This window comes from Succinimonas amylolytica DSM 2873 (assembly GCF_000378405.1).
GTDB classification, from domain to species: Bacteria; Pseudomonadota; Gammaproteobacteria; order Enterobacterales; family Succinivibrionaceae; genus Succinimonas; species Succinimonas amylolytica.
Genome location: NZ_KB899636.1, coordinates 1109526 through 1122232, shown reverse-complemented (window position 1 = coordinate 1122232; position 12707 = coordinate 1109526). Strand labels below are relative to the sequence as shown.

Annotated in this window: 11 protein-coding genes; 3 read left to right on the top strand and 8 right to left on the bottom strand. The window is 49.5% G+C overall.

The window, feature by feature from the left end; genetic code table 11:
* Positions 1-50 precede the first annotated feature (50 nt).
* Complete coding sequence (locus F557_RS0105040; RefSeq protein ID WP_019001154.1) at positions 51-380, bottom strand: hypothetical protein; 330 nt, start codon at positions 378-380, stop codon at positions 51-53.
* A gap of 801 nt (positions 381-1181) precedes the next feature.
* On the opposite strand from F557_RS0105040, the gene F557_RS0105030 reads away from it, so the two are divergent.
* The 3 genes from F557_RS0105030 (at position 1182) to galU (ending at position 3310) form a co-directional block, all read left to right on the top strand.
* Positions 1182-1844 carry a septation protein IspZ gene (locus tag F557_RS0105030; protein ID WP_019001152.1) on the top strand — a complete coding sequence of 221 codons (663 nt, stop codon included), beginning with the start codon at positions 1182-1184 and terminating at the stop codon, positions 1842-1844.
* 168 nt (positions 1845-2012) lie between these two features.
* On the top strand, positions 2013-2336 hold the full coding sequence (locus tag F557_RS0105025; RefSeq protein ID WP_019001151.1) for a YciI family protein: 324 nt from the start codon (positions 2013-2015) through the stop codon (positions 2334-2336).
* Entirely contained in the window at positions 2336-3310 is a 975-nt protein-coding gene (galU, locus tag F557_RS0105020; RefSeq protein WP_019001150.1) for a UTP--glucose-1-phosphate uridylyltransferase GalU, read from the top strand. The genes F557_RS0105025 and galU overlap by 1 nt, the downstream gene beginning before the upstream one ends.
* Positions 3311-3440: 130 nt before the next feature.
* Here the strand turns inward: galU and aroA are convergent, their stop codons facing one another.
* From aroA to F557_RS0104980, 7 genes are all read right to left on the bottom strand, one after another.
* Positions 3441-4718 (bottom strand): 3-phosphoshikimate 1-carboxyvinyltransferase, encoded by a 1278-nt coding sequence (gene aroA / locus F557_RS0105015; RefSeq protein WP_019001149.1) that lies wholly within the window; start codon positions 4716-4718, stop codon positions 3441-3443.
* Between the two features lie 220 nt (positions 4719-4938).
* Positions 4939-7023: a methyl-accepting chemotaxis protein gene (locus F557_RS0105010; protein WP_019001148.1), complete on the bottom strand. Its 2085-nt coding sequence runs from the start codon at positions 7021-7023 to the stop codon at positions 4939-4941.
* A gap of 342 nt (positions 7024-7365) precedes the next feature.
* A complete protein-coding gene (locus F557_RS0105000) occupies positions 7366-8055 on the bottom strand; it encodes a TIGR00266 family protein (RefSeq protein WP_019001146.1) in 690 nt (229 codons plus the stop codon).
* Positions 8056-8126: 71 nt separating this feature from the next.
* On the bottom strand, positions 8127-8714 hold the full coding sequence (locus tag F557_RS0104995; protein ID WP_019001145.1) for a hypothetical protein: 588 nt from the start codon (positions 8712-8714) through the stop codon (positions 8127-8129).
* 32 nt (positions 8715-8746) lie between these two features.
* Positions 8747-9058 carry a hypothetical protein gene (locus tag F557_RS0104990; RefSeq protein WP_019001144.1) on the bottom strand — a complete coding sequence of 104 codons (312 nt, stop codon included), beginning with the start codon at positions 9056-9058 and terminating at the stop codon, positions 8747-8749.
* Positions 9055-11379, bottom strand: a complete 2325-nt coding sequence (locus F557_RS0104985; protein WP_019001143.1) for a YgiQ family radical SAM protein — start codon at positions 11377-11379, stop codon at positions 9055-9057. The genes F557_RS0104990 and F557_RS0104985 overlap by 4 nt, the downstream gene beginning before the upstream one ends.
* Positions 11380-11439: 60 nt before the next feature.
* Positions 11440-12432: a calcium/sodium antiporter gene (locus F557_RS0104980; protein WP_019001142.1), complete on the bottom strand. Its 993-nt coding sequence runs from the start codon at positions 12430-12432 to the stop codon at positions 11440-11442.
* Positions 12433-12707: the final 275 nt, after the last annotated feature.

The following is a 12707-nucleotide window of genomic DNA, read 5'->3' as shown; positions in this document are numbered from 1 at the left end:
CACATCCCGATTTTTGTGTGCGATATGGTACGGATTCACCAGCACTTTTGTCAAGAATCCCCGAAGCCATAAAAAGAAGGTTTAAGACCTAATACAAAATTTCGGTCCTCACTGGCCAGAAGCATTTTAAGGTACAGAGGACTCACCTCTTCCGCTTTGGTATAAAAACGGTAGGAATCACTGTCTGACGAAAGGGAATAGCCGAGAACTGTGCCGTCACGGGCATAGAGAACATGGGATCTGTTATTGATGGGGGAATAGTCCAGTTCATCAATACTGGAATATACAAAAGCACCGGACAGTAATCCCAGGGATATAAAAAGGGGTAACCACCCCCAAATCAGCATTTTACAGGAGAGTGCCCGGCGAAGGATTCTCATTTCACAGCTCCTCTGGCTTCGGATTTGCTACTGCAACACCAGAATTTTATCAATGACGACCTGTTCTGGATAACACTGCGTACAAAGATATTAACACCGACTGACTTGCAGCTCCGATTATCACCGCCAGCCGGCGGGGAGGCAGCTTTATCAAAAAATATCAAACAGATCTGCTGTTAACCTGCAGTAATCACAACATTCCTTCATCACCGTTTCCGGTAAGGACTGAACACAGAGACCGCTGCCAGTCATTTTCTGTATCACAGAAAAAACACTGAATCCCTTTGAGAGGTTCAGAAATTCTCTGAGAATATTCAAAGCTCCGCATATACCGACATTAATCAGTTTGCCAACAGAAGATCTAAACAAACCTCCAGTCTGCCAGTATTATGCGACTGGGTTGTAATCTGTCCGCTTAGGAGGCTGAAATTAAGTAATCCTCCCGTTATCAATACAGCACCGGATTATATCATACCGGAACCGGCTGATATTCCTGAACCTCGGATATTCATATGTATCCAGCATGAGCTCAAGGGACAGAGGTACAGCTTGCAGTTTTGTCTCAAACAGACATTCCTTGCTGTTATGACCTGTTTTTTCGTGATTATTTCAAGCCGTTCCTGGTGAAATCCCCCTGAAAGAATGCGGCTCATAGGCGGGTTCCCGAAAACCTCCCTCCTCCTTCCGAAAATAGAACCAGCCCTGGTTCAAAGCCATGGATAACAGCAGACGTTTTATGCTAAACTGACGGCCGCTCCGGTTTCCGCGGCCGGACGGAAAAACTCCAGGAGATATCCCTACATGAAAAACATCCTTAACATCCTGCCGGCATTATGCTTTTTTCTGACCTATAAGCTGGCTGGAAACGATCTTATTACAGCAACCTGGGCTCTTCTCATATCCAGCGGCATTGCCATGACGGCTTATTATTTCATGTACCGAACCATGAGCCGCTTCCAGATAATTTTCATCTGCGCCCTTCTGATTTTTGCCTTGCCGACCATTATTTTCAACGATACGGATTTTATTAAATACAAGGTATCGGCAGTAAACATCATCCTGGCTGTGACCTTTCTTGTTATTCAGTTCGGCTTCAAAAAAGATATTGCATCCGTGATCTCAGGAGTCAGGAATCCCATCCCGGATTCCGTCTGGCGTAAAGCAACTCTGGCCACAGCAGTCTTTCTCCTGTTTTGCGCCGGCCTTAACTACGTACTGGCATTCCGTCTTCCGGATCTGTTCAGTGGCATAACTCCCGCCGCTGCCGAAGAAATTTGGGTGAACTACAAGACCTACGGTAACGCCATCCTTAACGTCATATTCACCATGATCCTTTTCTTCTGGATGTACAGCAGGCTTGATTCCTCTGAGAAGGCCCAGCTAGAAAGACTGATGGAAAGCATGACCGGTAAACAGATACCTTCCGGCCCGGAAAACAGCGAAGATCGGAAAAACGGCAAATAGCAGAACAAAACCAGTCATTACAATACGTTCTGGTATCATTTTTCTTTCGGACAGTACTGTTAAACACTGCTGGAAAAAGCATAATTTTCTGCAACGAAACAGGGAATAGTTTATACTTTCCACCGTGATAGTTCATTTTTACAGCATCATAAATTCAAGGTATTTCTCATGTGGTATTTAATCTATGCCGAGGATATTGAAAATTCTCTCGAAAAACGAACCAGGGCCAGACCTGCTCATATTGCCAGACTGAAACAGCTTATAGCCGAAAACCGGCTTCTGCTTGCCGGCCCGAATCCGGCAGTAGATTCCGAGGATCCTGGTGAATACGGCTTTACGGGATCTGCCATTATTGCCAGCTTTGAGTCCCTGGAGGCTGCCAGAGAATGGGCATCGCAGGATCCCTACTGGCTGGAGGGGGTTTACAAAGAGGGAACCGGCATTGTCAAGCCCTTCAAGATAACAGCAAAAATGAACGGGAGTAGCTTCTGATGAAAATTAGGAAGGCCATCATTCCAGTTGCCGGACTCGGCACCCGGATGCTCCCGGCCACCAAGGCCATTCCCAAGGAAATGCTGCCTATTGTCGACAAGCCTCTGATTCAGTACGTTGTCAATGAGGCTGTCAGTGCCGGAATCAAGAATATAATTCTGGTTACCCATTCCTCCAAAAATGCCATCGAAAACCACTTTGACAAGTCATTTGAGCTGGAGGCCACTCTGGAGAAACGTGTAAAGCGCCAGCTGCTCCAGGAAATCCAGAGCATCATCCCCGCAGATGTCACCATCATGCATGTAAGACAGGGAGAAGCCCGGGGGCTTGCAGATGCCATACTCTGCGCCCGGGATCTGGTGGATGACGGGCCCTTCGCCATTCTCCTGCCGGATGTCCTTATTGACGAATTCACTTCAAATCCCGGCAGGGACAACCTGGCCGAAATGGTTAAGAATTTCGAGAGCACCGGAATCAGCCAGATCATGGTCGAAAAGGTTCCCCATGAACAGACCGGAAGCTACGGCATCGTGGCCTCCAATCAGAATCTGGACAATGCTACACCCGGGAGCACCTTCGACATCACTGACATGGTGGAGAAACCGCGGCCGGAACAGTCCCCTTCAAACATGGCCGTTGTAGGGCGCTATGTGCTTTCCGGCAATATCTGGCCCCTGTTCCGGGAAACCCCGCTAGGTGCCGGAGGAGAACTGCAGCTTACCGATACACTGAGGCTTTTGCTGCGTCAGGAAAAGATTGCCGGCTACTGTCTATGCGGCAAAAGCTGGGACTGCGGCAACAAGCTGGGATATATGGAAGCAAATATCGAATATGCTTCCAGACATCCTAAAATCGGCGCAGAGTTTAGAAAATTTCTGGAAACCGTTATCCGGGAGCATAATCCCAGCTCTGCCGTCAGAACAAATCAGAATTCCAAAAACAATAACTGTTCGGGATCCGATACGGAAAACTAACTCCCCGTTCTTACCGAAGTTTGCGCGAATCTGAAAAAATCCCTGTCCGGATAATCTCCAGGCAGGGTTCTTTTTTTGGGGACTTTTTCCAATGCTTATCAGCGCCCCGCAGGTTTCACAGAATAAGCAGTTACTTCGCTACCTCGTTAAACCTTTCAAAATAATCCGGAAAAGTCTTGGCCACACAGCCAGGATCATTAATGACCACCTCTGTCAGAAATGCTGCCAAGGAAAAGCACATGGCCATCCTGTGATCCCGGTAGGTGTCAATGGCAACCCCGGACTTCAATGGGCCGGGACAGATCCGAATCCAGTCTGCTCCGGTTTCGGAACTTATTCCCAGCTTCTGAAGCTCCCGGGCCATAGCATCCAGTCTGTCAGTTTCCTTTACCCTCCAGGATCCGACATTGCGGATCACGGTGGGAGAGTCGGCATACAGGGCCAGCGGTACAGCCGTCATAGCAGCATCCGGAATATCGTTCATATCCATATCAATACCGTGGAGCCGCCCCCGGGAGGAACATTCTATATAGCCGTTTCCCACGGTAACCTCGGCTCCCATCGCCTGAAGCACTCTGGTAAACGCTACATCTCCCTGCACCGAATCCCGGCCGACACCGGTTACCCGCACCCTGCCCGCAATAGCTCCCATAGCAAGGAAATAGGAAGCACCGGAAGCATCTCCCTCTACCAGAAGCTCTCCCGGCGACACATAATGCTGTCCGGAAGCAATATAAAATTCCCGATAATCGCGATTTTCAACCAAAACCCCGAATTTTTTCATAAGATCAATAGTAATGTCTATATAGGGCTTTGAAATCAGTTCTCCCCGAATTTTAAGAGTCACTGCGTTCCGCATCAAAGGGGCGGCCATCAGTACCGCGGTAATAAACTGACTGGAAACGGTGCCGTCTATCTCCAGATCACCGCCTGATAGCTCCCTTCCCGTAATTCTCAGGGGCGGATACCCCTCATTCTTAAGACAGACAATATCAGCACCGGCAGACCGCAGTGCCTCCAGAAGCGGCCCCAGGGGACGTTCCTCCATTCGAGGTTCCCCGGTCATCTCAAAATTCCCCCGGGATGATGCCAGCACTGCCACCAGCGGTCTCATGGCAGTTCCTGCATTTCCCAGAAAAAGCTTCATGGGCACATCCGCCTTAAAGGTTCTCCCCAGTCCCGTTACTGTACATGCAGTACCATCATTCTGAATAGCAACCGGAACCCCCAGAGTCTTTAGGGATTCCAGCATTCGTTCAGTATCGTCACTTCTGAGAAGATTAGTAATTCTGGTAGTGCCCGACGCCAGAGCCGCCAGCAGAAGGGTTCTGTTAGACACGCTCTTGGAACCGGGAAGATTGATAACCCCAGAACTCCTGGTCCGTTTTGAAAGTCTGAGCTGCTCCATAGAAATACCTCCTGTTCGTCTGAAAACCGGATCCGGAAGACCTTTCCGATACCTCCGCATAAAACCTGACTATATTAGCAAAGCCCGCCGCAAAACTGAACAAAAGATTGCAGATTCCCCCGGCCCTTTCCTTAAAGACCTCTGACGGCAATCACAGCCATGGAAGCAGAAAATAAAAAAATCCCGGAACTATTCCGGGATCCATCGAATTTCTGCAATATCAGATCTTGTACTTCCTGATAATCCCCGACTGCACTCCGGCAATGCTATCCAGATCATCGCAGGATTTCTTAATAACCTCCATGTTCTCGGCATTTTCATCAGAAAGCGAGCTTATCCGGACAATGTTCTTGCTGATCTCCTTAATAGCCTGGGACTGCTCATGGGTGGACTCCACTATCTGGGAGCTCATTTCATCAATGGTGGTAATACAGCCCATGATTTCCTCAATGGCACTGTTAGCCCGGGAAGACTGTTCCAGAGAAGCGTTCATTTCCTCATCGCAGGTGGCAATGGTATTCACAGCCTGAATGATGGTCCTCTGAAGCTCTTCGATAACTCCGGTTATCTGTTTAGTGGAATCACTGGTCTTATTGGCCAGAGTTCGTACCTCATCGGCAACCACCGCAAAACCCCGGCCCTGCTCGCCGGCTCTGGCCGCTTCGATGGCTGCATTCAGTGCCAGAAGATTGGTCTGTTCGGCAATACCGCGGATTATGGAAATCACGGAACTTATGCGTTTCCCCATTTCATTAACCCTGGTAATGCTCTCAGTGGTTTCCTTTAGTTTCTTGTCCAGCTTGTGAGTGGTAGTAATGTTCTGGCTCATAATCTTCCGGCCTTCATCAGACACCTTGCCGGCATTGATAACTTCACTGAGAGTCTGCTTGGAGGAATCCTCTACCATCCTGATGGTGTTTTCCAGTTCATGGGTTGCTGTTGCCACCATAGTGGCCTCGCGTCGCTGCACTTCAATCGCATCCTTGGCTTCACTGACAATCTTGGTATTCCGGGATGAAGTGTCATTAAGCTGTTTGACCATTTCAGACAGGGTTTTCAGAAGATTGCGGTTCTTTTCGATTAGGCTGTTGAGTCCCTGCCCTATTCTGCCGAATTCATTCTCTCCCTCAAAGGTGTAGCTGGCTGTAAGATCGCCCTCAGCTGAAGACTCCATCACCCCTATGAGATGGTACATTGGCTTTTTAATGCTGACCGCAAGATTAACGCACACCAGGAACACCACCAGCATAATAACGATAAACCCCACCAAAAAGGTAAACATGGCAAGATTGATGTTGGTATGCACCTTCTGGGATGCCTTAAGAGTAAAATCACGGGAATTGTTCTGAAGGACTATCAGGTTTTCCTCAGTGCTCTGAATTATTTTGATACCCTTGTCGATAACCACATCCAGATTTTCACCCTCCAGAGCCAGCTCGTAAGTCTGGTAGAGCACTCCCTTAGGCTCCATGATATCCCGTTTAAAGGGATCCAGATACCCGTTTTTAATATTATCAATAGTCCCCGGAACCTCACCGTCAAGTTCCTGAACTTTTTCCATAAACATATCAAACTGTATCGGCATCCTGTCATAGATTTCCTTGATCTTCTTGGAGGAGCTGAGCTTGAAGGCATCGTAAAGCTGATTCTCAATTCCGATACGAATTGGATTCATGTAAACCACAATGTTTCTAACAAAGTCGTCGCCTGTAGCTTCGGCTGTACGATCGATTTCCAGCGTCATGAGGTTTATCAGTCCCTGCGTTGCAGTCTGAGCCTTATTGATCTTTGCCTGATGCTCCAGGTATTTGCGCCTGCTTGTCGGAATCTCTTCGGTTACATCAAGATATTCATGCACCGACCTATGAAGCGACTTTACCCGTTCCAGAATTTCCGGAGAGGACTTATGGATCACAGAACTGCTGTCCACCAGATCTTCCAAAACCTCAAGATCGGCCTCAAGCTGCACCCTGGCCCCCCGAAATCCGTTTGTCAGATTATCCACCTCCTCAGGAGTCTGGGATCCGATAATGCGAAACAATGCCTGATTAGCCGCCAGAAGAGAAGTCTGCAACGTGTGGGAACTGATACCGATAGGACTGGCTTCCTGCTCCACGGCAGTAAAAGAACTGTTAATATCAATCTGATAAAGACTTGTCAGTCCGAAACTTACAGCAAATCCCAGAACAATAATGGCAAATGATATATATATCCGGTAGAGGAGCGAGATATTCTTTATACTCAGCCTGGAAAAAACTTTCTTTAATACTCTCTTGGCAGTTTGTCCAGAATCTCGAATTTTCATCAACATCAGCCTTATAACGAAAACCTTTTCACATTATAAGAAAAAGATCGCTGTTAAACAATTTTACATGATAAATATACCGATCCTGATCATCTGTTTCACTGCTTATGTAACTGGAATAATACCTGTTACACAAAATTTCATACAAAACAATGAGCTTTATTGCAGCAAAATGCAAATTTCTGAAGTACAGACCTCTCGATTTTTACATAAAACCAGATAGGCGCAGTTCTGCCAGAAACAGAAAAAGGCAGCTGAAAAAAATCAGGAAAGCCGAATGCTGCCAGAATCTGTAAACCGGAATCAGCAATAATTCCGGTTTGGCAGCGCGGGACTTTATTATCAGACTATATTTAACAGCAAGCCCAGACAGCCCCGCTTCTCCCTTTCAACCGATGAATACTTCATGGTATGAATATAAAGAGTTCCCGGACCTGTAAACTTGCATACCAGCCCTTCCCCGGAGGTTACACTGGAAATAAATCCCGCAGCCTTGGTCATGGTGTAGGAAAGCCCCTCATCCCAGGCCAGAAGATGGCCGTTATCCACCGTCAGCACCTCTCCAGGCTCCAGATCAAAGCGATGCGCTGCGCCTCTTGATGTCAGAAACGCCGTTCCGGTTCCGGAAAGTCTGATAAGGAAAAAACCTTCCTTCGAGGTCAGCCCTTTAATAATACCCTGCATCCGGGTGCCGATCTCCACCTCCGGAGTGCTTGCCAGATATGATCCCTTCTGAACCAGAAGCCCCCTTGACGGAGTAACACCAAGGGCCAGAATGCTTCCCTGATCTCCAGCTCCCACACAGGCAACACCGGCATTTCTCGAAGCAGTAATGCTTTGAGTGAAAAACGACTCGTTGGTGAAAAACTTGCGGACAAGGCCTCCGACCAATCCCCCCTTGACGGTCCCCTCAAGTTCCAGCCCCTGGGACATAGAAATCATGGCTCCGCGTTCGCAGCAAATCTTCTCTCCCTGCTCCAGCGACACCTGTAGCATCGGAAAGGTATCCTGACTCAAAATTTCATAATGCATAAAGTTATCCTTGTGTTTTCATCCCTGTTTTCAAAAAATGCACCTTTCATGAATCCGCCCTGTAAGCACCATCACGAATTATTCACAGCTTTTCGGGCTTCCTTCTGTTTTTTAATTTCCGTCCTTATTTCGATAAGCCTCAGGGTCTCGGGAGACAGCTCAAATTCACAGGTGTTGTTACCTTCAAGATTCAGAGGCTGGTACATATACTCCCGGCTTCTGAGAAGAAATTCCTGGTGGGCGGCCTTTCTTTTAGGGTTATCAAAATACCACTGGCGGAGCTGTGTCAGCATTACCGAAAAGTTGTCATAATTAAGTTCTTCACCATAAACCGTAATGCCACAGTTAAAGGCATCATCCAGGTGTCCCCGGGCCAGCAGTATTCCAGTACGATCCTCCGGTCTGGTCTCCAGGATTTCCTGAAACACCCGGGCATTCTGTTCCAGCACCTTCATTTCATCAGGGGCAATCATGTAGAAATCCTTCTTCATTTTGGCCATGACATTATCCCGGATCCCGTCATGATCGGCATCAATCCCCAGAAGTGTTTCATCCTCTGGTTCATCCGCCACCTTCTTTCCGTGCTTTTTGCATCCAGGAAGCCCGGCCACCACAACCAGTGCCAAGAGCAGTATCAGTATTTTTCCAAAAGCTTTCATCGTCTTGTTCCAGTAAATTGACGCCGTTTCCGCTACAGCTCCGCTTCTGAAAACGGATTCTCCCCGGTGCCGGACATCCGTCGTCTGATGCTTTCTCTGACCTCTTCAGCATAGGAGTCATTTCTTTTGAGAAGCAGAAGCTCCCCGGGAGTTTCCTCAAAAAACAGCGCACTTCCATCATGAAATTCTACCATAAGCCCCGTCTCGATTCCCGAAAACTCCGAGGGATCCATTACCGGAGAAAACTCCCGCATATCCAGCACTGCCTGCACCGTTCCCAGCATCTTCTGCCGGAACAGCACCACATCCCCGATATGCATTACTCTGCCGTCGCTGTATTTCATCTGTTTCCTTTCTTACGCTGCTTTTCTCTGCCGTCGCTACTGCCGCTTTCCCCAGGCTTCGCGCCTCTCCTGCCCCGGTTCCCTTCCCCGGTTCTGCCGGTTCGGTAGGAATTCCCGCCATTTCGGTTCCGATCTCCCCGGCTTCCGGAGGCCCCGGGGGACTGATGTTCACCACGGCCGGAGACTCGGTCGCGATCCCCGGCAAAACCATACCGGGGATGACCGGAATTGTTCCGGACATCTCCCCCCGGAGGCGGAACCAGAGCCTCAGGGCCTGTACCTATAAGCCGCTCCAGACCAAGTTCCCGAAGCACTTCCCTGATAACCGGAAAATTATCCGGATCATGGTATCTCAGAATTGCCTTCTGTCTCTTTCTGGCGATATCCCCCCTGGCCACAAAAACCGTGCTGTTATCCTGGGCTTTCAGTCTTTCGTACGGATTCAGCCCGGTATAATACATGACCGCAGCTCCGGCCATTGGGGTCGGAATGTAGTTCTGCACCTGATCCAGCTCAAAACCGCGCTTCTTAAGCCACAGCGCCAGCCGGATCATGGACTCCAAATCAGAACCGGGATGCGAGGACATGAAATAAGGTATCAGATACTGCTTTTTTCCGGCCTCCCGGGAAAATTCGTCAAAAAGCCTCTTAAATTCGTCATAGCCTGATATGGCAGGCTTCAGCATCCGGGAAAGCACCTCAGGCTCAGTATGTTCGGGAGCGATTTTCAGAAGACCTCCAACGTGATGAAACGCCAGCTCCCTGATATATTCCGGATCCCGGAGTGCCAGATCAATCCTGACACCGGAGGCAATAAATACCTTCCTGATATAGGGCAGACTGCGAATTCGCCTATAAAGCTGTATCAGAGGGCCATGATCCGTATTCAGCTTCCGGCACGGCTCCGGATACAGGCAGGAAGGTCGCCGGCAGGAGGCCTGCGCCCTGGGATCGCTGCATCCCAGCCGGTACATATTGGCAGAAGGCCCGCCCAGATCCGACAGCACTCCTCTGAATCCCGGAGTATTGTCCCGCACCGCCGCCACCTCGTGAACCACTGATTCCTCGGAACGGCTCTGAATAATCTTTCCCTCATGCGCGGTTATGGAACAAAAGCTGCAGCCTCCGAAACACCCTCTCATGATGGACACCGAATCCTTTATCATTTCATAGGCCGGGATCCGCTCCCCCCGGTAGGCGGGATGAGGAACTCTCCGGTACGGAAGTTCGTACACAAAGTCATATTCCGGAGCGGTCAGCGGAAAAGAAGGCGGATTCACCCATACATAACGGCTGCCGTGTGCCTGAACCAGGCACCTGGCACAGAATGGATTGGTCTCCAGAAGCATAAGATGAGCCGCCTGAGCATACAGCAGCCGATCCTTTTTTACATCCTCGGCTGACGGCATCAGCACATATTTGCGAGGAATGGCATCATAATCAGGATCTGCCCCCGCCAAAACCGGGGAGGGAGCCTCCGGCACCGGGGCTTCCGAAGAGTTATCCGAATCATTTGCAGAGGATACTGCGGAATCGCGGTGACCGCCGGCGCAGTAATCGCAGTAGGGATTTTTGCGAGGCGGAATCGGAATACCGGCTTCAGGTTTTCTGGAATCAATACCGATAAAGTCCGGAGGGATTTCTCCCCGCATCACGGCAGTTCCCCTGATATCCGTGAGACTTTTAATGTCCTCACCAAGCGAAAGTCTCCAGGCAATCTCAATGATAGGACGCTCGCCGTTTCCGTATACCAGAATATCCGCCTTGGAATCCGGGAGTACAGAATTCTTCACCGTATCAGACCAATAGTCATAATGAGCAAAACGTCTGAGAGATGCCTCAATCCCTCCCAGAACCACCGGGATTCCCCGAAAAGCCTCCTTGATCCGCTGGGTGTACACCACTGTGGCCCGATCCGGCCTCCTGCCGGCCACATTGCCGGGAGTATAGGCATCATCACTGCGAATCCGTCTCTCAGCGGTATAGTGATTGATCATGGAATCCATATTTCCGGCAGTAACCCCGAAAAACAGCCGGGGCCTTCCCAGAACCATAAAAGCATCCCGGCTGTGCCAGTCCGGCTGGGAAATCACCCCCACCCGAAAACCGAAGGCCTCCAGATATCTGCCAATAATAGCCGTGCAGAAGCTGGGATGATCCACATAGGCGTCCCCGGAAACCAGAATGATGTCGCAGGAATCCCAGCCAAGGTCATCCATCTCCTTCCGGCTCATGGGCAGAAAGGGAACCGCCCCCTTCCGCCCCTGGAAACGCGGATAGTCACGGATGTTGCGATAGTGTTTCTGATAACTGTCCTGCATCAGTTCTGAGATCCTGTAAAACTGTTTCCGAAAACCATGTCTTCCCAAAAATGAAAAACATCATGACTGACCGTAAAAGGCCATACAAATCAGGAATGCTGTGTAAATGGCATATATCAGTGTCAGAACGATGCCTTCTTTCCGGGAAATCCTGCCGTCACCGCCCCGGGAATATCCGAAAACATACACGCCCAATGTAAGCAGCGTCATCAAAAGCATATCACGGTATATCACATCAGGAGTAATGGAAAAAGGCTGAATAACCCCCGCCACACCAACCACCGCCAGAGTATTGAAAAGATTAGAACCCACAACATTGCCCACGGCAAGATCGTCCTGTCCTTTTTTGGCCGCAATAATGGAGGAGGCCAGCTCCGGTGCCGAAGTGCCTCCCGCCACCACAGTAAGACCGACAATGATATCGCTTATTCCCAGAATGGCTGCCATCTCCACTGCCCCCCATACCAGCATCTTGGAGGAGACGATAAGCACCACCAGTCCCGTTATCAGCCAGAACAGCGATTTTCCGAGAGACGGCGCAGGAGATTCCGGAGGACGACTGCCGCTTTCGGTATCCAATGCCGGTCCCAGTCCTCTTTTTTTGACGGCAATCAGCACAGAAACGGTCATGACAACCGCAAAAAACAGCAGCAGGAGCACAGAATCGGCACGGGAAACCTCCAGATCCCAAAGCAGCACCAGGGACAGCAGTGTCCCCAAAAGCAAAACCGGCATCTCTCTTTTCAGGACTGTTCGTCTTACCAGCACCGGAGAAAACAGTGCCGTCACTCCCAGAATAAGAGCAATATTGGCAATATTCGAGCCATAGGCGTTTCCGATGGAAAGCTCCGGCTTGCTGTCAAGAGCGGCCAGTGCCGAAACCAGAAGTTCCGGAGCCGAAGTACCAAAACCAACGATAACCATTCCGATAATGAGAACCGGAATCCTAAGACATACAGCAGTCCCGGAAGCCCCGTCCACAAACCTGTCGGCACTCCACACCAGAACGGCAAGCCCAGTCAGAAAAGCCGCAAGAGCAAGCAGAAATTCCATTAAAAATTCTTATCCTGTAATCTCTCCCCAGGCTCGGGGACAGACAATCACCATCATAAAAAAAAACAGACTTTCAAAAACAACGTGCCGGAAATATCTACACCATCTGAGGGGGACTACTCAAACACATCTCAGAGGACAATTATAAATCCGTCGCAGTACTCTGTGCACCTTCGTTTTCGGCAGCCAGACTCTTTAAAAAACACCAAGAACTGCAGAAGCATATCAGACCTATTTTACCATTTTCACTCCGGAGGCACCTCCAGTCTGTGCGA